This window comes from Nocardioides ungokensis, from assembly GCF_013466985.1.
In the GTDB taxonomy this organism is placed as follows: Bacteria; Actinomycetota; Actinomycetes; order Propionibacteriales; family Nocardioidaceae; genus Nocardioides; species Nocardioides ungokensis.
The window spans coordinates 3,549,538-3,575,804 of sequence record NZ_CP059164.1 but is presented as its reverse complement, the minus strand read 5'-3'; the positions used below and the strand labels follow the sequence as shown (position 1 = coordinate 3,575,804).

The 26,267-nt window shown below is 72.2% G+C and carries 28 protein-coding genes and 2 pseudogenes; 21 read left to right on the top strand and 9 right to left on the bottom strand.

Features of this window, described 5'->3' with window-relative positions; all coding sequences use genetic code 11:
* Positions 1–86 precede the first annotated feature (86 nt).
* Genes H0S67_RS17655 through H0S67_RS17645 form a run of 3 tightly spaced genes read left to right on the top strand, consistent with a single transcriptional unit; the run spans position 87 to position 2,158 of the window.
* A complete protein-coding gene (locus tag H0S67_RS17655; RefSeq protein ID WP_082574674.1) occupies positions 87–254 on the top strand; it encodes a DUF3117 domain-containing protein in 168 nt (55 codons plus the stop codon).
* A gap of 15 nt (positions 255–269) precedes the next feature.
* Positions 270–1,823 (top strand): leucyl aminopeptidase family protein, encoded by a 1,554-nt coding sequence (locus H0S67_RS17650; RefSeq protein WP_180934098.1) that lies wholly within the window; start codon positions 270–272, stop codon positions 1,821–1,823.
* Positions 1,820–2,158, top strand: a complete 339-nt coding sequence (locus H0S67_RS17645) for a hypothetical protein (RefSeq protein ID WP_180934097.1) — start codon at positions 1,820–1,822, stop codon at positions 2,156–2,158. Before H0S67_RS17650 ends, H0S67_RS17645 begins: the two co-directional genes overlap by 4 nt.
* A 10-nt stretch (positions 2,159–2,168) precedes the next feature.
* On the opposite strand, the gene H0S67_RS17640 is transcribed toward H0S67_RS17645, so the two are convergent.
* On the bottom strand, positions 2,169–2,807 hold the full coding sequence (locus H0S67_RS17640; protein ID WP_425489943.1) for an O-methyltransferase: 639 nt from the start codon (positions 2,805–2,807) through the stop codon (positions 2,169–2,171).
* A gap of 282 nt (positions 2,808–3,089) precedes the next feature.
* Between H0S67_RS17640 and sigE the strand changes: the two genes are divergently transcribed.
* Genes sigE through H0S67_RS17625 form a run of 3 tightly spaced genes read left to right on the top strand, consistent with a single transcriptional unit; the run spans position 3,090 to position 5,586 of the window.
* Entirely contained in the window at positions 3,090–3,701 is a 612-nt protein-coding gene (gene sigE, locus H0S67_RS17635; protein WP_246354848.1) for an RNA polymerase sigma factor SigE, read from the top strand.
* A gap of 20 nt (positions 3,702–3,721) precedes the next feature.
* The gene (locus H0S67_RS23805) at positions 3,722–4,189 is read left to right on the top strand and encodes an anti-sigma factor (protein WP_219635317.1); all 468 of its coding nucleotides are present in this window, start codon (positions 3,722–3,724) and stop codon (positions 4,187–4,189) included.
* A 35-nt stretch (positions 4,190–4,224) separates the two neighbouring features.
* Positions 4,225–5,586: a S1C family serine protease gene (locus H0S67_RS17625; protein WP_180934095.1), complete on the top strand. Its 1,362-nt coding sequence runs from the start codon at positions 4,225–4,227 to the stop codon at positions 5,584–5,586.
* Here H0S67_RS17625 and H0S67_RS17620 read toward each other — a convergent pair whose 3' ends face one another.
* A complete protein-coding gene (locus H0S67_RS17620; protein WP_180934094.1) occupies positions 5,587–5,826 on the bottom strand; it encodes a helix-turn-helix domain-containing protein in 240 nt (79 codons plus the stop codon). It abuts the gene before it with no gap.
* Between the two features lie 98 nt (positions 5,827–5,924).
* On the opposite strand from H0S67_RS17620, the gene H0S67_RS17615 reads away from it, so the two are divergent.
* The gene (locus tag H0S67_RS17615; RefSeq protein WP_180934093.1) at positions 5,925–6,578 is read left to right on the top strand and encodes a CpaB family protein; all 654 of its coding nucleotides are present in this window, start codon (positions 5,925–5,927) and stop codon (positions 6,576–6,578) included.
* Here H0S67_RS17615 and H0S67_RS17610 read toward each other — a convergent pair.
* A complete protein-coding gene (locus tag H0S67_RS17610; RefSeq protein WP_180934092.1) occupies positions 6,556–6,978 on the bottom strand; it encodes a hypothetical protein in 423 nt (140 codons plus the stop codon). The two genes, H0S67_RS17615 and H0S67_RS17610, sit on opposite strands and share 23 nt — an antisense overlap.
* A gap of 14 nt (positions 6,979–6,992) precedes the next feature.
* On the opposite strand from H0S67_RS17610, the gene H0S67_RS17605 reads away from it, so the two are divergent.
* On the top strand, positions 6,993–7,847 hold the full coding sequence (locus H0S67_RS17605) for a CpaE/TadZ family protein (protein WP_180934091.1): 855 nt from the start codon (positions 6,993–6,995) through the stop codon (positions 7,845–7,847).
* Here H0S67_RS17605 and H0S67_RS25785 read toward each other — a convergent pair.
* Genes H0S67_RS25785 through H0S67_RS17595 form a run of 4 tightly spaced genes read right to left on the bottom strand, consistent with a single transcriptional unit; the run spans position 7,810 to position 9,509 of the window.
* Positions 7,810–8,370: a hypothetical protein gene (locus H0S67_RS25785; protein ID WP_246354847.1), complete on the bottom strand. Its 561-nt coding sequence runs from the start codon at positions 8,368–8,370 to the stop codon at positions 7,810–7,812. The two genes, H0S67_RS17605 and H0S67_RS25785, sit on opposite strands and share 38 nt — an antisense overlap.
* Positions 8,316–8,627 carry a hypothetical protein gene (locus tag H0S67_RS25780; RefSeq protein ID WP_246354846.1) on the bottom strand — a complete coding sequence of 104 codons (312 nt, stop codon included), beginning with the start codon at positions 8,625–8,627 and terminating at the stop codon, positions 8,316–8,318. The genes H0S67_RS25785 and H0S67_RS25780 overlap by 55 nt, the downstream gene beginning before the upstream one ends.
* Positions 8,555–9,136, bottom strand: coding sequence for a hypothetical protein (locus H0S67_RS25775; protein ID WP_246354845.1), 582 nt, complete (start codon positions 9,134–9,136; stop codon positions 8,555–8,557). Before H0S67_RS25775 ends, H0S67_RS25780 begins: the two co-directional genes overlap by 73 nt.
* 1 nt (position 9,137) lies before the next feature.
* Entirely contained in the window at positions 9,138–9,509 is a 372-nt protein-coding gene (locus tag H0S67_RS17595; protein ID WP_180934090.1) for a hypothetical protein, read from the bottom strand.
* A 135-nt stretch (positions 9,510–9,644) separates the two neighbouring features.
* Between H0S67_RS17595 and H0S67_RS26885 the strand changes: the two are divergent.
* The 5 genes and pseudogenes from H0S67_RS26885 to pruA form a co-directional block, all read left to right on the top strand.
* Positions 9,645–9,923: pseudogene (locus tag H0S67_RS26885) on the top strand (wax ester/triacylglycerol synthase domain-containing protein); the annotation flags it as partial.
* A gap of 76 nt (positions 9,924–9,999) precedes the next feature.
* Positions 10,000–10,392, top strand: a pseudogene (locus tag H0S67_RS26880) (wax ester/triacylglycerol synthase domain-containing protein); the annotation flags it as partial.
* A gap of 460 nt (positions 10,393–10,852) precedes the next feature.
* Complete coding sequence (locus tag H0S67_RS25765; RefSeq protein ID WP_246355406.1) at positions 10,853–11,119, top strand: WS/DGAT domain-containing protein; 267 nt, start codon at positions 10,853–10,855, stop codon at positions 11,117–11,119.
* The gene (locus H0S67_RS28380) at positions 11,116–11,472 is read left to right on the top strand and encodes a DUF6912 family protein (RefSeq protein ID WP_425489942.1); all 357 of its coding nucleotides are present in this window, start codon (positions 11,116–11,118) and stop codon (positions 11,470–11,472) included. Before H0S67_RS25765 ends, H0S67_RS28380 begins: the two co-directional genes overlap by 4 nt.
* Before the next feature lie 140 nt (positions 11,473–11,612).
* Positions 11,613–13,196, top strand: a complete 1,584-nt coding sequence (gene pruA, locus H0S67_RS17580) for an L-glutamate gamma-semialdehyde dehydrogenase (protein ID WP_343050512.1) — start codon at positions 11,613–11,615, stop codon at positions 13,194–13,196.
* Positions 13,197–13,263: 67 nt separating this feature from the next.
* On the opposite strand, the gene H0S67_RS17575 is transcribed toward pruA, so the two are convergent.
* Complete coding sequence (locus H0S67_RS17575; RefSeq protein ID WP_180934089.1) at positions 13,264–14,337, bottom strand: alkene reductase; 1,074 nt, start codon at positions 14,335–14,337, stop codon at positions 13,264–13,266.
* Between the two features lie 122 nt (positions 14,338–14,459).
* Between H0S67_RS17575 and H0S67_RS17570 the strand changes: the two genes are divergently transcribed.
* Positions 14,460–14,630 carry a hypothetical protein gene (locus tag H0S67_RS17570; RefSeq protein ID WP_180934088.1) on the top strand — a complete coding sequence of 57 codons (171 nt, stop codon included), beginning with the start codon at positions 14,460–14,462 and terminating at the stop codon, positions 14,628–14,630.
* Here H0S67_RS17570 and H0S67_RS17565 read toward each other — a convergent pair.
* A complete protein-coding gene (locus tag H0S67_RS17565) occupies positions 14,615–15,097 on the bottom strand; it encodes a DUF2505 domain-containing protein (RefSeq protein ID WP_180934087.1) in 483 nt (160 codons plus the stop codon). The genes H0S67_RS17570 and H0S67_RS17565 overlap by 16 nt on opposite strands.
* 43 nt (positions 15,098–15,140) lie before the next feature.
* Here H0S67_RS17565 and H0S67_RS17560 point away from each other — a divergent pair, with 43 nt between their 5' ends.
* From H0S67_RS17560 to H0S67_RS17535, 7 genes are all read left to right on the top strand, one after another.
* Positions 15,141–15,944, top strand: a complete 804-nt coding sequence (locus tag H0S67_RS17560) for a tryptophan 2,3-dioxygenase (protein ID WP_180934086.1) — start codon at positions 15,141–15,143, stop codon at positions 15,942–15,944.
* Positions 15,945–15,999: 55 nt separating this feature from the next.
* Complete coding sequence (locus H0S67_RS17555) at positions 16,000–20,895, top strand: NAD-glutamate dehydrogenase (RefSeq protein ID WP_180934085.1); 4,896 nt, start codon at positions 16,000–16,002, stop codon at positions 20,893–20,895.
* Between the two features lie 83 nt (positions 20,896–20,978).
* On the top strand, positions 20,979–21,539 hold the full coding sequence (locus tag H0S67_RS17550; RefSeq protein ID WP_246354844.1) for a SigE family RNA polymerase sigma factor: 561 nt from the start codon (positions 20,979–20,981) through the stop codon (positions 21,537–21,539).
* Positions 21,536–22,600 (top strand): hypothetical protein, encoded by a 1,065-nt coding sequence (locus H0S67_RS17545; RefSeq protein ID WP_180934084.1) that lies wholly within the window; start codon positions 21,536–21,538, stop codon positions 22,598–22,600. The genes H0S67_RS17550 and H0S67_RS17545 overlap by 4 nt, the downstream gene beginning before the upstream one ends.
* A gap of 57 nt (positions 22,601–22,657) precedes the next feature.
* Complete coding sequence (locus H0S67_RS17540; RefSeq protein ID WP_246354843.1) at positions 22,658–23,869, top strand: ABC transporter ATP-binding protein; 1,212 nt, start codon at positions 22,658–22,660, stop codon at positions 23,867–23,869.
* On the top strand, positions 23,782–24,441 hold the full coding sequence (locus H0S67_RS25760; RefSeq protein ID WP_246354842.1) for an ATP-binding cassette domain-containing protein: 660 nt from the start codon (positions 23,782–23,784) through the stop codon (positions 24,439–24,441). The genes H0S67_RS17540 and H0S67_RS25760 overlap by 88 nt, the downstream gene beginning before the upstream one ends.
* Positions 24,438–26,267, top strand: a complete 1,830-nt coding sequence (locus tag H0S67_RS17535; protein WP_180934083.1) for an ABC transporter ATP-binding protein — start codon at positions 24,438–24,440, stop codon at positions 26,265–26,267. Before H0S67_RS25760 ends, H0S67_RS17535 begins: the two co-directional genes overlap by 4 nt.

Genomic DNA, 26,267 nt, shown 5'->3' with positions numbered 1-26,267 from the left:
CGGCTTCGATAGGGGATAATGGTCGAGCACGCGTGCGGGGTCGCTCGGACCTCGCCTGCTCTGAGACAACAGGAAGAGGTGCGCGGATGGCGGCGATGAAGCCGCGGACGGGCGACGGTCCGCTGGAGGTCACCAAGGAGGGTCGCGGCATTGTCATGCGCGTCCCGCTCGAAGGCGGTGGCCGCCTCGTTGTCGAGCTGAACGCCGAGGAGGCCGGCGCGCTCGGCGATGCCCTCAAGGACGTCGTCGGCTGAGGCCGGCTCCAGCCCGTGAGTACGCCTGACACCCTGACCACCCTTCCCGCGCAGGTATCCCCGCCGGAGTTCGCGCTCAGTGCACTCCCGCCGCACGCCATCCTCGGAGCCGAGGTGCTGGCGCTGCCGGTGCTGCCCGGCGAGGGTGCGGACGGCGTCCTCCTGGGACCGGGCGCCGACCAGGTCGCCGAGGAGCTCGGCACCGACCTGCTCGCGCTGCTCGAGATGTGCTCGGCCACCGGCAAGGCGGGCGAGGTCACCTCGCTCCCGGTGCCGCTGGGGGGCGAGCACAACAAGGCGCTGCGCTGGGTCCTGCTGGTGGGCGTCGGTCAGCAGCGTCCCCTCGACCTGCGCCGTGCCGGTGCGGCCCTGGCGCGGGCCACCCGCGACCGGGCCAGCGTCGCCACGTCGATCCCGGCCGTGGCCGGCGCGGACGGCCTCGAGGCCTTCGTGGTGGGCGCGATGCTGGGCTCGTTCGGCTTCCACTGGCGCGCCGGACCGCCGGAGCACGTGCCGGTCGGACGGATCGTTCTCGCCGGCCTGCCCGACGCCGACGACCGCAACGCCGAGCTGCGCCGCGCCGTCGCCGTGGGTGGCGCCGGCTGGCGTGCCCGGATGCTCGCGACCGTGCCGTCGAACCTCAAGAACCCCCACTGGCTGGCCGAGCAGGCGCGCGAGCTGGCTGGCGAGTGCGCTCTCGACGTCGCGGTGTGGGACGAGGAGCAGCTGGCAGAGCAGGGCTTCGGGGGCATCGCCGCCGTCGGCCAGGCCTCGGCCACCCCGCCGCGGCTGATCCGTCTCGACTACACGCCCGACAAGGCCACCCGGAAGACGCCGACCGTCGTCCTGGTCGGCAAGGGCATCACCTTCGACACCGGCGGTCTGTCGATCAAGCCGGGCGAGGCCATGGTCAACATGAAGCGCGACATGACCGGCGGCGCCGTGGTCATCGCGGTGATGGGTGCCCTCCGCGAGGTCGGCTGCCCGGTGCGGGTCGTCGGCCTGGTCGCCGCCGCGGAGAACGCCGTGAGCGGCAACGCCCTGAGGCCCGGCGACGTGGTCCGCCACTACGGCGGGCGCACCAGCGAGGTGACCAACACCGACGCCGAGGGCCGGCTCGTGCTGGCTGACGCGCTGGCGTACGCCGTGGACAAGATCGACCCGGCCGTCCTGGTCGACGTGGCCACCCTGACCGGCGCGATGAAGGTGGCGCTCGGCCAGAACGTGGGCGGCTTCTTCGCCAACCACGACGGCCTGGCCGCCGCCGTCTCGGAGGCCGGCGAGGCCGCGGGCGAGCCGCTGTGGCGCTTCCCGCTCGCCGACGTCTACGAGGACAAGCTGCGCTCGAGCGTGGCCGACGCCGACAACGCGCCCGGTGGCCCCGGCGCGGTGACCGCGGCGCTGTTCCTGCAGCACTTCGTCGGCGACCTCCCCTGGGCTCACCTCGACATCGCGTCCGTGGGTGACGCGCCCGCCGACCTGCACGAGTGGACCACCGGGCCGACCGGCTTCGGGGCCCGCGTGCTGCTGCGCTGGCTCGGCGACGACCCGCTGGAGGCCCTGGCGTGAAGGGGCTGACCGTCCGCTGGTCGCTCGCGGACGCGCCCGAAGGCGTCGAGCAGGAGCTGGCGTCGTACGTCGAGGGCACCTCGCACGCGAAGTTCACCGGCATGGCCGGGCTGAGGTTCAAGACCTGGCGGATGCGTCCGGGGGAGTGGTTCGAGGGCTGCTACGTCTTCGCCACCGACGAGGCCCGGGCCGAGTTCCAGCAGGGCTTCACGGCCGGTGCCGCGGACGCCCCGGGCTCGAAGATCGTCGGCAGCGCGCCGATCCTGATCGAGGAGTGCGACGTCGTGGCGGTCGCCGAGGGCTGGGAAGGCTTCCGGGCGGAAGCCCGCTCCTGACCCGAGGGGGTCACCCCTCGGGCGACCACTCCTTCTTGGCGACCAGCAGCCCGTCGCCCACCGGGAGCATCGCCGACACGAGGTCGTCGTGCTCGGCGATCGTGCGGCCGAGGTCGCGGATGGCGACGGTCTCCTCGTCGCGCTGGGCGGGGTCGGCGACCCGGTCGTGCCACAGGGCGTTGTCGAAGGCCACCACGCCGCCGGGGCGCAGCAGGCGCAGCGCCTCCTTGAGGTAGGCGGCGTACTCGCGCTTGTCGCCGTCGCAGAAGACCAGGTCGTAGTGCCCGTCGGTGAGCCGCGGCAGCACGTCGAGGGCGGCCCCCGAGATCGTGCGCGCCCGCTGGGCGGGGATGCCGGCGTCGGAGAACGACTGGCGGGCCAGCCGCTGGTGCTCGGCCTCGATGTCGACGGTGGTCAGCACGCCGTCGGCGCGCATCCCGCGCAGCAGCCAGAGGCCGGAGACGCCCGTGCCGGTGCCGATCTCCACGACCGCCCGCGCGTCGAGCACGGCCGCCAGGAAGCGCAGGGCGGCCCCACCGCCGGAGCCGATCGGGACCACTCCGACCTCCTCGGCGCGGGCCCGGGCCGAGGCCAGCGCCTCGTCCTCGGTGACGAACCCCTCGGCGTAGGACCAACTCGCGGGCTTGATCGGGGTGGTGATGATGGCCTCCTGATTCGGACGCCGTCCCCGGACGAGGGACGGCGTGGGCGAGCGGGCACCACCGTATCGTGAACGGCGGGCCTCGCCCGGGAACACGGGCGGACCACGGGTCGTTCACCTGACGAGGGCCCGTCAGGGTTCTCAGCAGGCGAGGACGCCGCTCACAGCGTCCTCTCAGTCAGGTTTCCTACGGTGGGGAAGGTCAGGACGCGGTTCTTGATGGGACACGTCGGATCGAGGGCGCGCTGGTCGCGCGACAAGGAGAGCCCGGTGGACGCTGAGGTCGACAAGGAGCGCGGCGACGACCCCCAGGAGGGCGTGCCCACCTGGGACGAGATCGTCGAGCGGCACTCCGACCGGGTCTACCGCTTGGCCTACCGCCTCACCGGCAACCGCCCCGACGCCGAGGACCTGACCCAGGAGGTCTTCGTCCGCGTCTTCCGCTCGCTCTCGACGTACACGCCCGGCACCTTCGAGGGCTGGCTGCACCGGATCACCACCAACCTCTTCCTCGACCAGGCACGCCGCAAGCAGCGGATCCGCTTCGACGCCCTCTCCGACGAGCGGGCCGACCGGCTCACCAGCGCCTCGCCGAGCCCCGACATCGCCTACGCCGAGCAGACCTTCGACGACGACATCGAGCGCGCGCTGGCCACCCTGCCGCCCGACTTCCGCGCGGCTGTCGTCCTCTGCGACGTCGAGGGGCTCTCCTACGAGGAGATCTCCGAGATCCTCGACGCAAAGCTGGGCACCGTGCGTTCCCGCATCCACCGCGGTCGGGCGATGCTGCGCTCCGCGCTGGCCCACCGTGCCCCGGGTGAGGGCCGCGCCCGCTACTCCGGGCCGGCCCCGATGTTCTCCGGCCAGGGGTGGTCCACGTGATCGGTCACCTCGGCTCGCGCGTGAGTGCGCTGCTCGACGGCCAGCTGGCCCCGGACGAGACCGAGCGGGCGTGGGCGCACGTCCACACCTGCCACGCCTGCCGCGACCTGGTCGAGCGGGAGGGCTGGGTCAAGACCCGGCTCGCTGGCCTCTCCTTCGGCGGCGCCTCCGCTCCCGACCACCTCAAGGGCTCGCTGCTCGGGGGGCCCGCCGCGGTGACGCCGGGCGAGGCCTACCTGGCGCTGCACCACGAGCAGCACACCTCGCGCCGCAACACCGGCCTGGTCGCGATCGGCGGCGGTGCCGTGGGCGCTGCGGTGATGGGCGTCCTGGCCCTGGGCATCGCCCCCGCGGACGCCCCCACCATGGACCGGCCCGCGCCCGCCCACCTGGTCGTGCCCACCGACGGTCCGCGGGCGACGGCCCCGACGGTCGGTCCCAGGGTCGACCCGGTGGCGAGCCCGAGCCGCCGCGCCTCCGCCCACTGAGACCCTGATTTCGGGGCAGGGGTCAAGATAGGCACGTGAACGACGACGAGGGCCGCGTGGACGACGACGCCACCGGAGAGCCGGACCGCCCGGGTGACCGGGCGGACACCGAGGCCACCGCGCCGCTGTCCTTCGGCAGGCCACCCGCGCCGCCGGCACCTCCCGGGCCGCCCTCACCGTCGTGGGTCCCGCCCACCACCCAGCCGCCGCCCGGTCGATGGACCGGCTACCCGCCGCCGCCCGGCACCCAGCCGATGCCGGCCGCCCCGGCACGGCACGTCGCGCCCACCGGCCGCGTGCCCGGCTGGGTGTGGCCGGCCGTGACGGTCCTCGCGCTGGTCATCGGCCTGCTCGGCGGTGGCCTCGGCAGCGTCGTCTACGAGGGCCTGACCAGCAACGACAACCCCGGGGCCGTGAGCAACGGCCTCGACGGCGTCGACACGGTCTCCCTGCCGCCCCTGACCAAGGCCGACGGGTCGGTCGAGGCGGTCGCGCAGGAGCTCCTTCCCAGCACCGTCCAGATCTCCGCCGAGTACAACGGACAGAAGGGCGGCGCGACCGGCTCCGGCTTCGTCCTGGACCGGCAGGGGCACGTCATCACCAACAACCACGTGGTCGCGGAGGCGGCCTCCGACGACGGTCCCATCGAGATCGTCGACCAGGACGGCGACCGCTACGAGGCGACCCTGGTCGGGCGCAGCCCCGTCTACGACCTCGCCGTCCTCTACGCCCCCGGCGTGAAGTCGCTGAAGCCGGCCTCCCTCGGAGCGTCCCAGGCGCTGCGGGTCGGTGAGGGTGTCGTGGCCTTCGGCTCGCCGCTCGGGCTCAGCTCGACGGTCACCGCGGGCATCGTCAGCGCCCTGCACCGCCCGGTCACCACGGGTGACTCGGCCAACGACTCGTCGTACATCAACGCGGTCCAGACCGACGCGGCGATCAACCCCGGCAACTCCGGCGGACCGCTGGTCAACCTGCGTGCCCAGGTGGTGGGCGTCAACTCCGCCATCGCCACGACCGGCGGCAGCAGCGCCGGTGGCGAGGCCGGCAACATCGGGGTCGGGTTCGCGATCCCGATCGAGCAGGTCAAGATCACCGCCGACCAGATCCTGCGCACCGGCGAGGCGAGGTACCCCGTGATCGGGGCCAAGGTCCAGACCGGTCAGGACAACGGGACGGGAGCCGAGATCAGCGAGGTGGTCGACGGCACCCCGGCGGACAAGAGCGGCCTGCAGAAGGGGGACGTCGTCACCGCGGTGAACGGCCAGCGGGTCAGCGACGGCATCGCGCTCATCGTGGCGATCCGGGCCCACCAGCCCGGGGAGACGCTGACCTTCACCGTCGACCGCGGCGGCAGCCAGCGCACGATCCGGATCACCCTGGACTCCGAGGTCGGCTGATCACTCGGGGCGCTGGTCGGCCTCGACGTAGGGGTGCTCGTCGACGAAGGTCCGCGTCTCGGCGTACATCCGCTGGATGAACTCCTCGAGCTGGGCCGACTCCACCCGCCACTGGCCGCGGCCCCCGATCTTGATCGCGGGCAGGTCGCCCCGGCGCACGAGGGCGTAGACCTGCGCGCTGGAGGTGTTGAGGACCTCCGCCACGTCGGCGAGGGTGAGGAAGCGGGGCGTGCCGGACATGCGGACATCGTCCCACTTCGGTCGCCGGGCGCCGCGCTGGACGCGGCGACTGTGGAGAACCGGGTGACCGCGGGGCTCGCGGGCGGCATCATGGGCGCGTGGTCACTGATCTCGGGGCGTCCACCGCGGCGCCGACCCCGCCCGCGACGCGGGCCGCGACGCCCGGCTGGCGTGATCCCAGGCTGTGGGTGGGGGTGCTCATCGTCGCCGTCTCGGTGGTGGCCGGTGCCCGGCTCCTCAGCGCGGCGGACGACACGGTGCCCGTGTGGTCGGTGGCCGGCGACATGGGCGCGGGCGACGAGGTCCACCCGGAGGACCTGGTGGCCACGCGCGTGCGGTTCGCCGACGCGGGCGACCTCGCCGGCTACTTCACCGCCGACGACGAGCTGCCCGCCGACCTCGTCCTGACCCGCGGTGTCGGTGCCGGCGAGCTCCTTCCCCGGGCCGCGGTCGGTTCCGCCGGGCAGAGCCGGACCCTGCAGGTCCCCGTGGCCGTCGACGCCGAGCAGGTCCCGGGGTCGGTGCAGGCCGGGTCCGTGGTGGACGTCTACCTGGTGTCGCAGCCGGGTGGGAAGGGCGGGCCGGCGCTGTCCGCCGTCACCGTCGTGGACGCACCGCCCCTCGAGGAGAGCTTCGCCGCGACCGGCAAGCGCCAGCTGGTGCTGGCGGTCGAGGAGCAGGACGCCACGCGGTTCTTCCGGCTCCTCGGCTCCCTGGAGAGCCCCGTGATCACCGTCGTACGACGGGGCTGAGCCGATGGTCGTCGTGCTGATCGTCGCTGCCGGCGCGGCCTGGGAGTCGCGGGCCGTGCAGCTCCTGGACGGGCACCCCGCGATCGTGGTGCTGAAGCGCTGCGTGGACGTCGACGACCTGCTGGCCGCGGCCAGCGCCGGCCAGGCGGGAGTGGCGGTGCTCGGTCTCGACGCACCCGGGCTCGACCTCACCGCGACCGAGCACCTGCGTCGTCACGGGGTGCGCCCGGTCGCGGTCGTGCCGTCCGGCGCGTCCCCCGAGGCCGCACGGCTCCGCGCGTCGCGGATCGGCCTGCCGGTGCTCGTCGACGAGTCGGAGCTGGACTCCCTGCCCGCTGCCGTGGTCGCCCAGCCCGACGAACCCGTCGCGCCCGGGGGCCCGGTGAGCTCGACCAGCCACACGCGGCGGAGCCGGTGGCCGGGGGACGGGTCATCGCCGTCTGGGGTCCCGGCGGCGCACCGGGACGCACCACCCTGGCCACCGGCCTGGCCGCCGAGCTGGCCCGGCGGCGGCTGCGGACGCTCCTGGTCGACGCCGACCCCTACGGGGGTGCCGTGGCCCAGCAGCTCGGGGTGCTCGACGAGGTGTCCGGCCTGCTCGCGGCGGCCCGGCTGGCCGCCTCGGGCCAGCTGGGGGAGCGCTTCGCCACGGTGCAGCGCGGCATCGACGGCCACCTGTCCGTCATCACCGGGCTGCCGCGGCCCGACCGCTGGACCGAGATCCGGGCCGGCGCCCTCGAGCACACCCTGGAGACCGCGCGTGAGCACGGGCAGGTCGTCGTGGACACCGGGTTCAGCCTCGAGGATGACCCCGGCTCCGACTTCGGGTCCCGTCCCGGCCGCAACCAGATGACGCTGGCCGCGCTGGAGGTGGCGGACGAGGTGGTGGTGGTCGGCAACGCCGACCCGGTCGGCCTCTCCCGGCTGGCCCGCGGCCTGGTCGACCTGCGCGACGTCATCGGCGTCGCTCCGCTACGGGTGGTCGTCAACCGGATGCGCCCGACGCTGGGCTGGTCGGAGAAGGACATCGCCGGCATGGTCGAGGGCTTCGCGCGGGTGTCCGGGCTCCACTTCCTCCCCGACGACCGGGCCACGGTGGACCGCGCCCTGGTGGCCGGCCGCACCCTGACCGAGGTCGGCGACTCGCCCCTGGCGCGGGGGATCGCCGGGCTCGTGGACGAGCTCGCGCCGGGGACGGCCGCGGCGCCGGCGGCCGGGGGCCGGGTCCGGCTCAGGCAGCGAACAGCAGGTAGAGCCCGCCCACGGTGAAGGCGACCATGGCGAAGAGCAGCGGCAGCTGACCGGTGAGCTGGTGCCGCCGCGGCAGGATCTTCATGGCCCGGTCGTGGGCCGCGATCACGCCCACCACGTGCCCGGCGATGACCGCGATGACCTTGGTGTTCGCCAGCAGGGTCGGGTGGTAGGAGAGCCAGTAGCTCACGGTCAGGTTGCCGGTGCCGAGGATGTTGCTGCCGTTGCTGAGCGGGTCGCTGGCCAGGATCAGCGTCGCCTGGCCCACCTCCACGAGGTAGCTCAGGTAGTGGGCCACGACGTACCCGACGATGATCGGCACCACGGAGTGCGCGAACTGGTTCGGCAGGTCGCTGCGGCGTGCGTCGTCGACGACCCCGGTCAGCATGCAGCCACCGGCGAAGATCAGGCCGACCGCGACGCAGAACCCGAGCAGCGCCAGGTTGTTGAGCAGGAACGTCGACACGTTCGCGTCCTGCACGAAGGTCACCCACCGCGTGGAGTCCTTGAACGAGTCGAAGGCGGTGCTGCCGAAGAGCACCGAGACGACGGCGACCAGGCCGGCCCGGACCGGGACGGTGTCGAGGTTCGCCAGGGGCTGCGGACGACCAGGGCGTCACCGCGCCGGCCCCACACCGAGAGCCTGGCGACGAGGCTGGAGTAGACCTCGAAGGGGTCCGCCCGGGCGTAGAAGGTGCTGCCGAAGAGCGCTCCGCCGAGCAGCATCAGCGCGACGTAGATCGCGCACCACAGCCGGACCGGTCCGAGCTCGGTGGAGTAGGGGTAGACGAGCTCCATCCACACGAACGCGAACAGGCCGGCAGCCGCGGGCCAGTGACCCAGGCGCTCGGGTAGTCGTAGAGCCCGCGGTCCGGGTCGCTGCCCGAGACCTTGGCGAAGGCGAGGTTGATGGTCCGCACCGGGCTGATCGCCTTCCAGACCGGGCCCAGCAGGAGCGAGAGCGGCACCAGGCCGACCCACCACCACACGTAGAAGATGCCGAAGATCGGGTTGGTCAGCAGGTCCTTGCCGAGGACGGCGGCGACGGCGGAGTAGACGAGCAGCACCATGCCGACCACGCGCAGGGCGGCCCGGAAGGCGGTCGAGTCGACCAGCCGGGCCAGGAGGGCCGGTGCGAGGCGTCCGCTGGTGGCCTCGTCGTACCGCGGGGAGCGCCAGGCGACGGCGAGGACGGTGAAGGAGACGACCAGCGCCGCAACCCCGCCGGCGATCGCCAGCTCGGGCGAGATCGGCAGGTCCCTGGCCCCGCCGATGCCGTGCGCCAGCGAGATACCGTCAGGCGACACCTCAGCGGACTTCGAGCTGGACGATGGTCTTCTCGAGGGCGTGCGACTCGACCTCGACGATGCCGGGCTGCTGGATCGGCTTGAGGTCGAGCGTGCTCTGGCCCTTGTCGTAGGCGAGCTCCTGCTCCGGGGAGGAGTGGACGTGGATCTCGCCGGGCGCGTCCGCGGTGACCTTGAGCTCGATCGGCTGGCCCACGCCGACCTCGACCCGGTCGCCGTTGGGGGTGACCGAGTCGCCGTTGAAGGTGACGTCGATGACCTTGGGCTGGTCGGGGGAGGAGTCCGAGGGGGACGAGGAGTCACTGCCGCCGCAGGCGGCGGTCGTGACCAGCAGGCAGGACAGGACAGCAAGCGTCGCCAGGATCCGGCGCATGAGGTGAGATCCTTACTTGTCGGTAGCCAGTCGTGGGACGTGCCCCGACCGGGGCGTCACCTCTGAAAGAATCCCACGTTGAGCAAACCGGTCGGCCCCCACCCCGGGGGTGCCGACGCGACGAAAGGGCAGCAGATGAGGGAGCGGCTCCGGCCGCGGGACCTGGCCTTCCTGGCCGCCGAGTCCCCGTCGACGCCCATGCACAACGCCACGGTGGAGATCTTCGACCCGGGCGACTCGGGCTTCGACCACGAACGGCTGCTGGCGCTGATCGAGGACCGGATCTCGTTCGTGCCGCGCTACCGCCAGCGCCTGCAGGCAGTGCCCGGACGGCTGGCCAACCCCGTGTGGGTCGACGACGAGCACTTCGACCTGCACTACCACGTACGCCGCTCCGCGCTGCCGCGACCGGGCAGCCTCGACCAGCTCCGCGAGCTGGTCGCGCGGATCGTGTCGCGGCCACTCGACCGCAGCGCCGCCCCTCTGGGAGATGTACTTCGTGGAGGGCCTCGCCGACGGGCAGGTGGCGCTGCTCTCGAAGTCCCACCACGTGCTGGTCGACGGCGTCGACACGGTCGACCTCGGCCAGGTCCTGCTCGACGTCAGCGAGAAGCCGAAGGTGCTCGGCGGGGACGAGTGGCGCTCCTCGCGTGCCGCGACCCCCACGTCGCTCCTGCTCAGCGCGGTGCGCGACTCGGTCGCCGACCCCGCAACCGTGGTCGACACGGTCCGCAGCCGCACCGACTCGGTGCTGCGCGGCGCGGACGGCGCGTTCCGGCGCACGTCCCGCGTCGTCAACGGGCTCGCCGGCCGGGACCCGGAGCGGGAGACGCCGATCAACGGACCGCTCTCCCAGCAGCGTCGCGTGGTCACGGTGCGCACCGACCTCGCCGACTACCGCACGGTGCGCAAGGCGCACGGCGGCACCATCAACGACGTCGTGCTGGCCACCGTCACGGGGGCGCTGCGGGCCTGGCTGATGGCCCGCTCGGAGTCGCTGCGCGGCCTGCGCCAGATCCGGGCGGTGGTGCCGATCTCGGTCATCGACGAGGAGCTCGAGGCCACCTCGCTGGGCAGCCAGATCGCCGCCCACTTCGTCGACCTGCCGGTGGGCGAGGCGAGCCCGGTGGTGCGGCTGCACCAGGTGTCGTACTCCTTCCTGGCCCACAAGGAGACGGGCCGCGGCGTGGCGGCCAACCGTCTGGCGGGGATCGCGGGCTTCGCACCCACCACCTTCCACGCCATCGGGTCGCGGGTCGCCGCCCTCGAGACGCGCCGGGGCTTCCAGCTCAGCGTCAAACGTGCCCGGGCCGCAGTCGCCGCTCTACGCCGCCGGCGCCCGGATGGTCGGCACCTACCCGGTCCCGCCGCTGCTGCCCGGCCAGGGGCTCGCGATCGGCGTCACGTCGTACGACGGGGGCGTCTACTTCGGCGTCACCGCCGACCGGGACCTGCTGCCCGACGCCGACCTCTTCGGGCAGTGCCTGCGCGAGTCGCTCGACGAGCTGGTCGACACTGCGTCGGGGGTCCGGCCCCGCGCCCCCCGCGGCCGCAAGCGGGGGGCGCGCAGCAGCCAGAAGTCCTCGACGACGGCGGTGACCGAGCCGTGAGCGTGCGCGTCTACGTCCCGGTCACCTCCCCGCTGCTCGCGACCCTGGTCGCCGAGGGTCGGTTGCCGGGACCCCTACGTGCCCACGCGGTCACGGAAGCCCTGCGCGACGGCTGGCCCGAGGCCGACGAGGAGTCGTGGGAGTACGCCGCGCTGATGGCCGCCGCGGCGGACTCCGCGGCCCTGCGGCAGGCCGGGGACGTCCCGCGGCGCTACGTCGTCGCGGCCGACGTGCCGGCGGCCGATCCGGTGCCCGGCGAGGACCCCCCTGGTCGACGTCGCAGCGGACGTGGTGTGGAAGAACGTCGCAGCCGCCCACGTCGACACCGACGACGACGCGGACGAGGACGATGACCTCGCGTGGTTCGCGACCCAGGAGATCCGGCACCTGCTCTGATTGGGACCAGCCGCGTTTGGGGGCGGCCGGTCGGTGGTGAGAGCATCGCGAGCATGGACGCCATCACTTCCCACCGGCTCCCACCAACGAGCCGAACCTGACGTACGCGCCGGGCAGCCCCGAACGGGACGCCCTGGTCGCGGAGATCGAGAACCTGCAGGGCACTCAGCACGACCTCCGGGCCCACATCGGTGGCACCTGGCGCGCCGCCGGTGGGGACGAGATCCAGGTCGTCCAGCCGCACGACCACCAGCACGTCCTGGGCGTGCTGCGGAACTCGACGACCACCGACGCCAAGGACGCCGTGCAGGCGGCCACCGACGCGGCTCCGGAGTGGCGTGGGTTGGCCTTCGACGAGCGCTGCGCGATCCTGCTCAAGGCCGCCGACCTGCTCGCCGGCCCCTGGCGCCAGCGGATCAACGCCGCCACGATGCTCGGCCAGTCGAAGACGGCCTTCCAGGCCGAGATCGACAGTGCCTGCGAGCTCATCGACTTCTGGCGCTTCAACGTCCACTACGCCAAGCAGATCCTCACCGACCAGCCGATCGCGAACAGCCCCGGCATCTGGAACCGCACCGACCACCGGCCGCTCGAGGGCTTCGTCTACGCGATCACGCCGTTCAACTTCACCGCGATCGCCGGCAACCTGCCCACCGCGCCGGCACTGATGGGCAACACGGTCGTCTGGAAGCCCTCGCCCACCCAGCAGCTCGCCGCGCACCTGACGATGCAGCTGCTCGAGGAGGCCGGGATGCCCCCGGGCGTCATCAACATGCTGCCGGGTGACGGGCTGGCCGTCTCGGAGGTCGCGCTCGCGCACCCGGACCTCGCCGGCATCCACTTCACCGGCTCCACGCCCACCTTCCAGCACCTGTGGCGCACGGTCGGGGAGAACATCACCTCCTACCGCTCCTACCCGCGCATCGTCGGCGAGACCGGCGGCAAGGACTTCGTCGTCGCCCACCCCTCGGCCGACCCCGAGGTGCTGACGACCGCGCTGATCCGCGGCGCCTTCGAGTTCCAGGGGCAGAAGTGCTCGGCCGCGTCCCGGGCGTACGTCGCCCGCTCGGTGTGGGACAAGATCAAGGACCGCCTGGTCTCCGAGACCGAGGCGATCGCCATGGGCGACGTGCGGGACTTCTCGAACTTCATGGGCGCCGTCATCGACGGGCGTGCGTTCGCCAAGCACAAGGCCGCGATCACCCGGGCGCAGGAGTCCTCGACCCTCGACGTGATCGCCGGCGGGACGGTGGACGACTCCGAGGGCTACTTCGTGCGGCCCACGATCGTCGAGACCAGCGACCCGACCGACGAGATGTTCAAGACCGAGTACTTCGGCCCGATCCTGGTCGTGCACGTCTACGACGACGCCGACTTCGAGAAGGTCGTGGGGCAGATGGAGTCGTTCGCGCCGTACGCGCTGACCGGCGCGATCATCGCCCAGGACCGCTCGGCGATCGCCTGGGCGCGCAAGGAGCTGCGGTTCGCGGCCGGCAACTTCTACATCAACGACAAGCCGACCGGTGCCGTCGTCGGCCAGCAGCCCTTCGGCGGCGGCCGGGCCAGCGGCACCAACGACAAGGCGGGTGCCGCGGTCAACCTGCTGCGCTGGACCTCGCCGCGCTCCATCAAGGAGACGTTCGTCCCGCCGAAGGACTACCGCTACCCCTACATGGGCTGAGCGCCCGACGGGTGAGACGAAGCAGGGCGGTGACCGACACGGTCACCGCCCTGCTGTCGTCCTCGGGTCAGTCGTCGAGGGCCGGGTAGTCCGTGTAACCCTCGGCGCCGCCGCCGTAGAAGGTGTCGGCGTCCGGCTCGTTCAGCTCCGCGCCGGTCTCCCAGCGGCGGGGCAGGTCGGGGTTGGCCAGGAAGAGCCGTCCGACGGCCACCGCGTCGGCCAGGTCGTCGTCGAGGATCGTCTGGGCCTGCTCACGGGTGGTGAGGCGGGCGAACCCGTCGTTGAGCACCACGATGCCGCCGAAGTCCTTGCGCAGCCGCTGGGTCAGCTCGGCACGGGGGTCGGCGAGGATCGACAGGTAGGCCAGGCCGAGCGGGGCGATGCCGTCGATCAGGGCGGAGTACGTCGCCTCCACGTCCGCCGGGTCGTCCTCGGTCGCCCCCTGGATGTTGTGCGCGGGGGAGATCCGGATGCCGACCCGCTCCGGGCCGATCGCCTCGGCGACCGCGCGGGTGACCTCGATGGCGAAGCGCGCCCGGGCGGCGGGGGAGCCGCCGTACTCGTCCTCGCGCTGGTTGGGGCCCGGCGCGAGGAACTGGTGGATCAGGTAGCCGTTCGCGGCGTGCACCTCGACGCCGTCGAGCCCGGCCTCGACCGCGTTGCGGGCGGCCTGGACGTACTCCTCGACCACCGCGGGGATCTCGTCGAGCCCCAGCGCGCGGGGGACGGGGTGGGGCTTCATGCCGTCCGCGGTGAACATCTCGTTGGGGGCGGCCAGCGCGCTGGGCGCGACGGTCTCGAGCCCGTGCTTGTTGTCGGGGTGGGAGACCCGGCCGGCGTGCATGAGCTGGGCCACGATCCGCCCGCCGCGCTCATGGACGGCGTCGGCCACGCGGCGCCATCCCGCGACCTGCTCGGGGCTGTGCAGCCCGGGGGTGTTGAGGTAGCCCTGGCCCACGGCGCTCGGCTGGGTGCCCTCGGTGATGATCAGCCCGGCCGACGCGCGCTGCGCGTAGTAGTCCACGGCCAGGTCGCCCGGAACGCCCCCGGCGTCGGCCCGGTTGCGCGTCAGCGGCGCCATCACCAGGCGGTTCGGGAAGGTCCAGGTCTTGACGGTCAGGCTGTCGAAAAGGTCAGGCATGGGGCAGCAGGCTCCTCGTTCGTCCGGAAATCGTTGAACACTGCATCAACGGGACACCACGGGCGTGCCATTCCGGGACACCGCGGTGAGGAGTCTCACCCGGGTGAGGGACAATCGAGGCGATGACCCCTCCCGTCCTGCCCCTCCACATGGGCGCGCTGCACCCCTACGAGCAGGTGCTCGTCCTGGTGCTGGCGTTCGGCCCGTTCCTGCTCCTCGGCGCCGTCATCGCCGTACGCCGCCGGCAGGACCGCCGCGAGGACGCGGCCGCGCAGGGTCAGCGGGACAGGTAGTCGCGCCCGACCTTGTTCTCGGCCTTGAGCGCCTTCAGCAGCAGGTCGGAGATCAGGCCCTCGATCTTGCCGCCCACCAGCGGGATGCCCACCTTGATGTCGAGGTTGACCGCGTGGATGGTGGGGCCGCCGGAGTCGTCGAGGCGTCCGGTGCCACTCATCTCGCCGGGCTTGCCGGGGATGACCACGTGGATGCGGCTCGCGTCCATCGACGCCCAGGTCTCGCGCTGGACGATGTTGATCTCCTCGCCCACGAACTTCTGCGCGAACGACGGGATGCCGTGGGCCGACTGGACCTGGTCGATCACGACCTCCATCCCGCCCCCGGCGCGCTCCACGGTGACCGTGCGTCGCAGCACGCGCTGGTAGTCGCAGACCTCCTCGCGAAAGGCGGGATCGGCCAGCATGGCCGCGACCGCGTCGGCCGGGGCGTCGTACACGAGATCGTGGGAGAGTCGCTTCACCATGCCCGACATCATGGCCCACCCGTGGGGACTAACGTGCATGCCCATGGATGAAACGTTCGTCTCGTTCGGCGAGCAGGGTGCGCAGCTGACCTACGGCAGCTACCTGCGGCTGCCCCAGCTCCTCGACGCCCAGCACCTCGAGTCCGACCCACCCGCCCACGACGAGCTGCTCTTCATCACCATCCACCAGGTCTACGAGCTGTGGTTCAAGCAGCTGCTGCACGAGGTCGAGGCCGCCCGCGACGCGATGGCGGCCGGCGAGGCCGGCGGTCGGCTGTGGTGGGCCCAGCACCTGCTCGCGCGGGTCCACGTGATCGAGCGGGTGCTCGTCCAGCAGGTCGACGTGCTCGAGACGATGACCCCGCAGGACTTCCTGGAGTTCCGCCAGCGGCTCGCGCCCGCCAGCGGCTTCCAGTCGGTGCAGTTCCGCGAGCTGGAGTTCCTCTCGGGGGCCAAGGACGAGTCCTACGTCCGGCGCTTCCGCGGCCTGACCGAGGCCGAGCAGGAGCGGCTCGCGGCGCGGCTGGCCGAGCCCTCGCTGTGGGACGCCTTCCTCGACGTGCTCCGGTCGTTCGGCCTGCCCGCGGGGACCGACGAGGAGGTCTCGGCCTCGCTGCGCACGGCCGCCCACGACCGCTCGACGTACGCCGTGGTGTGGGCGCTCGCCGAGGCACTGCTCCAGCACGACGAGCTGGCCGCCAGCTGGCGCGCACGGCACGTCGTGATGGTCGAGCGGATGATCGGCAGCAAGTCCGGCACCGGCGGCTCCAGCGGCGCGGGCTACCTCCGGTCGCGCATCCCGCTGCGTTACTTCCCGCTGCTGTGGGACCTGCGCTCGGAGCTCTGAGGAAACGCCGCCCCCCGTGTTGGCGAGGTCACAGCCCGAGTCCTAGGGTCGGAGTGTGTCAACGACGACGCTGGATCACGACAAGTCCGAACTGCTGGGCAAGGCCATCGACCTGGCCCTCGCCCGCAAGGGGGCCGGCGGCCCACCCCACGACCGGATCTCGGCCCTGCTGAAGGCCTACTACCGGCACGTCGCCCCCGAGGACGTGTGCGAGCGCGGCGACGTCGACGTGTACGGCGCCCTCGCCTCGCACTGGAAGCTCGCGGACAACCGGCCGCAGGGCACCGCCCAGGTGCGCGTCTTCACCCCGACCCTCGCCGAGCACGGCTGGTCGGCCGGCGGGCACTCGGTGGTCGAGGTCGTCATCGACGACATGCCGTTCCTCGTGGACTCGCTCACCATGGAGCTCTCGCGCCAGCTGCGTGACGTGCACCTGGTGATCCACCCCCAGTTCGACGTCGTCCGCGACATCACCGGCGCCCTGCAGAGCGTGGCCCCCGTCGCCGACGGCTCGCTCGAGCCGCCCGGCGAGGCCGTCCGCGAGTCGTGGATGCACATCGAGATCGACCGGATCCGCGAGGGCGACGACACCGCGGCCATCGAGGACGACGTGCAGCGCGTGCTGCGCGACGTCCGCGAGTCCGTCGAGGACTGGGACAAGATGCACGCCCAGGTCCTCGAGATCGTGGGCGAGCTCGCCACCAACCCGCCACCGCTGCCCGACGAGGAGATCCGCCAGGGGCGCGAGCTGCTCGAGTGGCTCGCGGCCGACCACTTCACCTTCCTCGGCTACCGGGAGTACCGGCTCGAGCGCCAGGGCGACGACGAGCTGCTGCGCGCCGTCCCGGGCACCGGCTTCGGCATCCTCCGGGCCGACCAGGACATGTCGGCGTCGTTCGGCAAGCTGCCGGCGATGGTCAAGGCCAAGGCGCGCGAGAAGACCCTGCTCGTGCTGGCCAAGGCGAACTCCCGGGCCACCGTGCACCGCCCGGCGTACCTCGACTACGTCGGCGTGAAGACGTTCGACGAGAACGGCGAGGTCGTGGGCGAGCGCCGCTTCCTCGGGCTCTACTCGAGCGCCGCCTACACCGAGTCGCTGATGCGCATCCCGCTGCTGCGGGAGAAGGCAACCGCCGTGCTCAAGCGCAACGGGTTCGACCCGCGCAGCCACGCCGGCAAGGCGCTCATGGACACCCTCGAGACCTACCCGCGCGACGAGCTCTTCCACACCACCGTCGACGAGCTCGCGCCGATGGTCGAGGCCGCGATGCACGCCCGTGAGCGACGCCAGGTGCGGATGTTCATCCGCCGCGACACCTACGGCCGCTACGTCTCGGTCCTCGTCTACCTGCCCCGCGACCGCTACAACACCAGCGTCCGCGAGAAGTTCTCGCAGATCCTCAAGGACCACCTCGGCGGCGAGTCGGTCGAGTTCAACGTCAGCGTCAACGAGTCGACGACGGCACGCGTGCACTTCGTCGTGCACCCGCCGAAGGGCGGCACCATCGCCGAGGTCGAGACCGACGACCTCGAGCACCGCCTGACCGACGCCTCCCGCTCCTGGCGTGACGACTTCACCGCCGCGGTGATCGCGGAGTACGGCGAGGAGGCCGGTGCCCGCCTGGGACGCCGCTACCTCGACTCCTTCCCCGAGGCGTACAAGGAGGACTTCGCGGCCCGCACCGCCGCGGTCGACCTGGGCCGGCTGGAGGCGCTGCCGACGGACGAGCCGGGGCTCGACCTCTCCCTCTACGAACAGCTCGACGCCGGCCGCGGCGAGGCCCGGCTGAAGGTCTTCCGGGTGGGACCGCCGCTGTCGCTGTCGGAGATCCTGCCGATGCTCAGCTCGATGGGCGTCGAGGTGGTCGACGAGCGCCCCTACGAGCTCGAGGGCCTCGGCCGGCCGACGTACATCTACGAGTTCGGCCTCCGCTACGGCCGTGCCCTGCCGGCGCACGCCCGCGAGCTGTTCCAGGACGCGCTGCGCGCGGTGTGGGACGGCTACAACGAGATCGACGGCTTCAACGCGCTCGTCCTGCGTGCGGGCCTGACCTGGCGCCAGGCGACCGTGCTGCGGGCGTACGCGAAGTACATGCGCCAGGGGAACTCGCCGTTCGCGCTGGACTACATCGAGGACGCGCTGCGCAACAACGTCGACATCACCCGGCTGCTGGTGCAGCTCTTCGAGGCGAGGTTCGACCCCGGCCACAACGGCCTGGGCTCCGACGCCGAGGCGCGCACCGCGCGGGTCGAGGCGATCGAGGAGAAGATCACCCGGGCGCTCAACGACGTCGCCAGCCTCGACCACGACCGGATCCTGCGCTCCTACCTCACCCACGTCCGGGCGACCCTGCGGACCAACTATTTCCAGCCGCTGGACGACCACGACGGTGGCGGGGTCCGCTCCTACATGTCGTTCAAGCTCGAGCCGTCGGCGATCCCGGACCTGCCGGAGCCCCGGCCGCGCTTCGAGATCTTCGTCTACTCGCCCCGGGTCGAGGGCGTCCACCTGCGCTTCGGCGCCGTCGCCCGTGGTGGCCTGCGCTGGTCCGACCGCCGCGACGACTTCCGCACCGAGGTGCTGGGCCTGGTCAAGGCGCAGATGGTCAAGAACACCGTGATCGTGCCCGTGGGCGCCAAGGGCGGCTTCTTCTGCAAGCAGCTGCCAGACCCGTCGGACCGCGACGCGTGGCTGGCCGAGGGGATCGCCTGCTACAAGACCTTCATCTGCGGCCTGCTCGACATCACCGACAACCTCGTCGACGGCGAGACCGTGCCGCCGCGTGCCGTGGTTCGCCACGACGGCGACGACTCCTACCTGGTGGTCGCCGCCGACAAGGGCACCGCGACGTTCTCCGACATCGCCAACGGGGTGGCCCACGACTACGGCTTCTGGCTCGGCGACGCCTTCGCCAGCGGCGGCTCGGTGGGCTACGACCACAAGGCGATGGGCATCACCGCGCGCGGTGCCTGGGTCTCGGTCCAGCGCCACTTCCGTGAACGGGGCATCGACTGCCAGTCCGAGGACTTCACCGCCGTCGGCATCGGCGACATGTCCGGTGACGTGTTCGGCAACGGGATGCTCTGCTCGGAGCACACCCGCCTGGTCGCGGCGTTCGACCACCGCGACATCTTCCTCGACCCCACGCCCGACGCCGCGGCGTCGTACGCCGAGCGCCGGCGGATCTTCGACCTGCCCCGCTCCAGCTGGCAGGACTACGACCGCTCCCTGATCTCGGCCGGTGGCGGCGTCTTCTCCCGCGCGCTGAAGTCGATCAAGATCGGGCCCGAGGTGCGCGCCGCTCTCGGGCTCGAGGGCGACGTCACGGCGATGACGCCGGCGGAGCTGATGAAGGCGATCCTCAAGGCGCCCGTCGACCTGCTCTGGAACGGCGGCATCGGCACCTACGTCAAGGCGGTCGAGGAGAGCCACGCCGACGCCGGCGACAAGGCCAACGACGCGATCCGCATCGACGGCCGCGAGCTGCGGGCCAGGTGCGTGGGCGAGGGCGGCAACCTGGGCTTCACCCAGCTCGGTCGCATCGAGTACGCCCTGGTCGGGGCCGAGCGGCGCGGTGGCCGGATGAACACCGACTTCATCGACAACTCCGCAGGCGTGGACACCTCCGACCACGAGGTGAACATCAAGATCCTGCTCGACCGCGTCGTCAAGGACGGCGACCTGACCGAGAAGCAGCGCAACAAGCTGCTCGCCGACATGACCGAGGAGGTCGGCCAGCTGGTCCTGCGCGACAACTACGAGCAGAACCTCGCGCTGGCCAACGCCGCCAACCACGCCCCGTCGCTGCTGCACGTGCACGAGGACTGGATGCGCCGGCTGGAGCGCGAGGGCGTGCTCAACCGCGAGCTGGAGGGGCTGCCGACCACCCGGCAGGTACGCCGCCGCCTCGAGCGCGGCGAGGGCCTCACCATGCCGGAGCTCTCGGTGCTGCTCGCCTGGACCAAGATCGTGCTGGCCGACCAGCTCCTGGCCTCCGACCTGCCCGACGACCCCTACCTGGCCATCGACCTGCGCGCCTACTTCCCGACGCTGATGCGCGAGCAGTTCGAGGAGCAGGTCGGCGACCACCCGCTGCGTCGCGAGATCATCGTGACCCAGGTCGTCAACGACCTGGTCAACGGCGCCGGCATGACCTTCTGGCCGCGGCTCGAGGGCGAGACGGGTGCCACCCCGGCAGAGCTGACGCGCGCCAACTTCGTGGCCCGCGAGATCTTCGCCTCGCTGCCGCTGCGCAAGGAGCTGATGACCTACGACAACGTGCTCGACGCCGGCGTCCAGACCCGGATGCGGCTCGAGATGCGCACGCTGGTGGAGCGCGCGTCGCGCTGGCTGGTCTCCAACCGGCGCCCGCCGCTGGACAGCCAGGGCACGGTGGACTTCTTCGCAGGGCCGGTGCAGCGGGTGATGGAGCAGCTGCCGGACCTGATGACCGGCCGCGAGCAGTCGGCCTACCACGCCCGTCGGGACCGGCTGGTCGACGCCGGCGTCCCGGAGGAGCTGGCGACCCGGGTGGCCGTGCTGCCGCCGGCCTACGTGCTGCTGGGGCTGGTCGAGATCGCCGAGCGCGAGGGGCTCGACCCCGCCGAGGTCGCCCGGGTGCACTTCGCCCTGGGCGAGCGGCTGGGCCTGCCGGCGCTGGTCCAGCGGATCCTGGCGCTGCCGCGCGAGGACCGCTGGCAGACCATGGCCCGGGCCGCGCTGCGCGACGACCTGCACGCCGTCCACTCCCAGCTCACCGCCCAGGTGCTGCGCACGACCTCGCCCGAGGACTCCGCCCCTGCCCGGATCGCGGTGTGGGAGGACCAGGACAGCGTGGTCGTGCCGCGGGCAGCCGCGACCCTGGAGGAGATCTGCGCCGACGACTCGGCCGACCTGGCCCGCCTCTCGGTCGGGCTGCGGGTGGTGCGGGGGCTGCTCGCCGGCGGCTAGGGACGGCGGCTCTGCCGGTCAGCCGGGCAAACCGGTCCGCCGCTCGGCACAACCTCGCGGACCGCTCGGTGCGTCTTCTGGTCATGGACGCCACGACATCACCTGCCGGTGGCCTGACGGATCTCATGGGGGAGGGCTGGTTGCCGAGCGAGGACGACTTCGCCGAGTTCTTCGCCGCGACCTGGCCGCGGATGTTCCGCACGGCGCTGGCCCTGGTCGGTGACGCCGCGGCAGCCGAGGACGTGCTGCAGTCGGCCTACGCCAGGGCCTTCGCCTCGTGGCGGAGGATCGCCTCGGCGAACCATCCCGAGGCCTACGTGCGCCGCATGGTCGTCAACGAGATCATCTCCAGCCGCCGCCACGGGTGGTGGCGGCGCGAGCGGCCGCACGAGAGCGTCGAGCCCGCTGCGACAGTGGAGTCCCCCGAGCACCGGGTCGTCGCCCATGGTGCGCTGTGGCCCGCGGTCCAGCAGCTGCCCCTGCGTCAGCGCGCGGTGATCGTGCTGCGCTACTACGAGGACCTCTCGGAGCGCGAGATCGCCGCGGTGCTCGGCTGCAGCCCCGGGACCGTGAAGTCACAGGCCGCCGCGGCTCTCGCGAACCTACGCCGCCACGGAGTGCTCCAGGAAGGAGCGGACGCATGACCAGCACCGACCTCCGCCGGGACCTCGAGAACGAGCTCGCCGCTGTCGTGCCCCCGCCCGGCGACCTCGACCGCGCGGTCCGCGAAGGGCGCCGGATCCGGCGTCGGCGACGCACCGTCGGGACGGTGGCCGCGACGGTCGCGGTCGCAGTCGTCGCCGGCGTGACCTCGCAGCTCACCCACGGGTCCACGGCACGGGACCCGCGCCCGGTCGCCCCGGTCGGCCGGCTCGGCCGGCTCGACTTCTCCGAGGGCCTGCGGGCGTACGCCGCCCCCGGGGGCGAGATCCACCTCGGTGGACAGCAGTTCCCCGCCTCGCGGCTGCAGTACCTCGACACCGACGCGACCGCGACGCCCTTCGGCGTGCTGTTCTACGACGCCGGCGTCCCGCGGCTGCTCGAGGAGTCGGGGAAGGTGGCCGACCTCGAGCCCGGTGCGGAGACCACCTCGGCGCACTTCACCTCGAAGGTCGACTCGCAGGCGCCCCTGGTGGCCTATGCGGCGGTCCGGGACGGACAGCCGGTCGTGACCGTGCGCAACCTCGCGACCGACGACGTGGTCGCCCGGCGCGACATCAGCCGGGACACCGTGATCGACGGGCTGGACGGCGGTGTGGTGTTCCTCCGCACCCCGGACGGGACGACGACCTGGGACAGCCGCTCGGGCGACGTGCAGCAGCTCGCCGGTGCGCGAACCCGGGTGGCCGACGTCCGCAACGGGGTGGTCCTCTACTCCGGTCCGCGGCCCGACGGCGCCGCGGCCGCGTCGTACCGCCTCGTGGACGGTGCGATCGACGCGCAGCTCACCTACGACGGCAAGTACGTCCTCTACTGGTCCAGCACGCTGGAGCCGACCGGTGGCGGCAGCCCGGTCGTGCTCGACCAGGGCGGGACGTCCGGCTGGTGGGCCGTCGACACCGACGGCTCGATCCTGACGGCGGTGCCGGGGAAGGGGTCGACGAGCACGGTCTACGACTGCGAGGTGCCCTCCGGTCAGTGCACGGAGCTCGGTCCGCTGTCGACGTCGCACGGGGATCCGATGTTCATCGGGGTCGACATGTAGCCAGCGGCGCGAATATCGGTCGCCGGGTGTCGGTGGGTCCGCCTAGGGTTGATGACGATGTCAACCATCCCTGTCTCGGACCCTCCCGCCGGCGTCCACTCGCTCTGGCGACTGCGGGGCTACCTCCGCCCGCACGCCCTGTCGCTGACCGTCATGGCCGTGGCGGCCGTCGCCGGGGTCGGCCTCACGATCGCGATCCCACTGGTCACCAAGGCGCTGATCGACGGCCCGATCACCGACCGCGAGATCGGCGCGGTGCTGCCGCTGGGCCTGCTGGCCCTCGGGCTGGGCGTGCTCGAGGCGGTGCTGATCTGGGTGCGGCGCTGGGTGCAGTCCAACGCGGTGCTCGGCCTCGAGACAGCGATGAGGCACGACCTCTACGAGCGGCTGCAGCAGCTGCCGATGAGCTTCCACACCAAGTGGCAGTCCGGGCAGCTGCTCTCGCGGGCCACCACGGACCTGTCGGCGATCCGCCGGTTCAGCGGCTTCGGACTGCTGTTCCTGGTGATCAACGTCCTCCAGGTCACCGTCGTGACCGGGGTCCTCCTCAACATGTACTGGCCGCTCGGGCTGGTCGTGGCCGCGGCCGCGGCACCGATCGTGTGGCTCTCGATGCGTTTCGAGAAGGCCTACGTCGTCGTCTCGCGTCGCGTGCAGGACGAGCAGGGCGACCTCGCGACCCGCGCCGAGGAGGGTGCGGTCGGCATCCGGGTCATCAAGTCCTTCGGACGCAGTGACCACGTCTCGGCCCAGTACGACGCCGCGGCCCGCACCCTGCACGCGACGAGCATGGACAAGGTCCGGCTGTCGGCGAAGTTCTGGACCTTCCTCGAGGTCATCCCCAACCTCGCCGTCGTGGTGGTCCTGCTGCTCGGCGCCATCGGCGTGGGCCACGGGGAGCTCACGCCCGGGGAGCTGGTCGCGTTCATCACGCTGATGCTCTCGCTGGTCTGGCCGGTGTCCTCGCTGGGCGTGATCCTGGCGATGGGCCAGGAGGCCATGACGGCGGCCGCGCGCATCCTCGAGATCTTCGACACCGAGCCCGACATCGTGTCGGGCACGACCGTCGTCGAGCGGCCTCGGGGCCACCTGCGCCTCGAGCACGTCGACTTCGCGTTCCCCGACGCCCCCGACGAGCTGGTGCTGCGTGACGTCAACCTCGACGTCGCGCCGGGGAGACGGTGGCGCTGGTCGGCGCGACCGGGTCCGGGAAGACGATCCTCACCGGACTGGTCCCACGCCTGTACGACGTCACCGCCGGACGGGTGACCATCGACGGGGTCGACGTCCGCGACATGAGCCTGGCCCACCTGCGCTCGCTCGTGGCCACGGCCTTCGAGGAGCCGACGCTCTTCTCCATGAGCGCCCGGGAGAACCTCACGCTCGGTCGCGCCGACGCCGACGAGGACCAGATCCGCTCCGCGATCGAGGTCAGCCAGGCCGGCTTCGTCCACGACCTGCCCTGGGGCCTGGACACCCGTGTGGGTGAGCAGGGGATGGCCCTCTCCGGCGGCCAGCGGCAGCGCCTGGCGCTCGCGCGCGCCGTGCTCGCCGAGCCGCGGGTGCTCGTCCTCGACGACACCCTCTCGGCGCTGGACGTCCACACCGAGCGGCTCGTCGAGGAGGCGCTGCGCCGCGTCCTGGCCGACACCACCGGCCTCGTCGTCGCCCACCGGGCGTCCACCGTGCTGCTCGCCGACCGCGTGGCGCTGCTCCAGGACGGCACCATCACCCACGTCGGCGACCACCGGGTGCTGCTCGACACCGTGCCGGCCTACCGCGAGCTGCTCTCTGCCGAGATGGAGGCAGAGATGGGGGCGGGAGTGGGGGCCGACGCATGACCACCGAGACCCAGCAGTGGCGTGGCGTCGCCGCCGACGACCTCACCGAGGAGCTCACCGTCGAGACCTCGGCCCGCCTGGCCGACCGCTCGCGGCGGCTGCTCCGGGACCTGCTCGCGCCGTACCGGCGGGCGATCCAGCTGCTCGTGGCGATCGTCGTGGTGGAGAACGCCGCGCGCCTGTCGATCCCCTACCTCGTCAAGGAGGGCATCGACACCGGCATCCCGCCCATCCAGAGCAGCGGCGACACCGGCCCGCTGCTCTGGATCGTCGGCCTGGTCCTCGTCGCGACCATCACCCAGGCCGTGGCGCGCAACCTGTTCCTGGTCCGCTCCGGTCACATCGGGCAGGACATCCTCTTCGAGATCCGGCGCGGGGTCTTCCGCCACTTCCAGGACCTGAGCCCGTCCTTCCACGACCGCTACACCTCCGGCCGCGTCATCTCCCGGCAGACCTCTGACGTCGACGCGATCTACGAGATGCTCGAGACCGGCTTCGACGGCCTCGTCACCGCGGCGCTGACCCTGGCCGGCACCACCGTGCTGCTGCTGTTCCTCGACGTGAAGCTGGGCCTCGTCGCGCTGCTGTGCGGGCCGTTCCTGGCCCTGCTGACCAACTGGTTCCGCAAGGAGTCGGCGAAGAGCTATCGGGTCACCCGCGAGAAGGTCGCGCTGGTGATCGTCCACTTCGTCGAGTCGATGGGCGGCATCCGCGCGGTCCAGGCGTTCCGGCGCGAGCCCCGCAACCAGGAGATCTTCGACGACGTCAACGACCAGTACCGCGCGGCCAACCTGACCGCCTTCCGGCTGGTCGCGTGGTTCATGCCGGGGATCCGCCTGATCGGCAACGTGACCATCGGAGTCGTCCTGCTCTACGGCGGCTACCGGGCCTACAACGGCGACGTGACGGTCGGCGTGCTGGCGGCCTTCCTGCTCTACCTGCGCCAGTTCTTCGAGCCGATGATGGAGATCTCCCAGTTCTACAACACCTTCCAGTCGGCCTCGGCCGCCCTGGAGAAGCTCTCCGGGGTCCTGGAGGAGGAGCCGACGGTCCCCGAGCCGCGCGACCCCGTCCCGCTGCCGGCGCCGCTCGGCGAGCTGCGCTTCGAGCACGTCCGGTTCTCCTACGTCGACGACGTGCCGGTGCTGCCCGACCTCGACCTGACCGTGCCCGCCGGGCAGACCGTCGCGCTGGTCGGCACGACCGGCGCGGGCAAGACGACGCTGGCCAAGCTGGCCACCCGGTTCTACGACCCGGTGCACGGGCGCGTGCTGCTCGACGGCGTCGACGTCCGCGACCTGACGTCGGCGACGCTGCGGGACGCGGTGGTCATGGTCACCCAGGAGAACTACCTGTTCTCCGGAAGCGTCGCCGACAACATCCGCTTCGGCCGTCCGGACGCGTCGATGGCCGAGGTCGAGGAGGCGGCCCGGGCGCTGGGCGCGCACGACTTCATCAGCGCGCTGCCCCAGGGCTACGACACCGACGTCGCCAACCGGGGCGGCCGGCTCAGCGCCGGGCAGCGCCAGCTGGTGGCGTTCGCACGGGCGTTCCTCGCCGACCCTGCCGTGCTCATCCTCGACGAGGCCACCTCCTCGCTCGACGTCCCCTCCGAGCGCCTGGTCCAGCGCGCGCTGCGCACGGTCCTGGCCGGCCGGACGGCCGTCATCATCGCCCACCGGCTCTCCACCGTGGAGATCGCCGACCGGGTGCTGGTCATGGAGCACGGGCGCATCGTGGAGGACGGCACGCCCGCCGAGCTGGTCGCGGGTGGCGAGGGTCGTTTCTCCGACCTCCACCAGGCTTGGCTGGACTCCCTGGCCTGA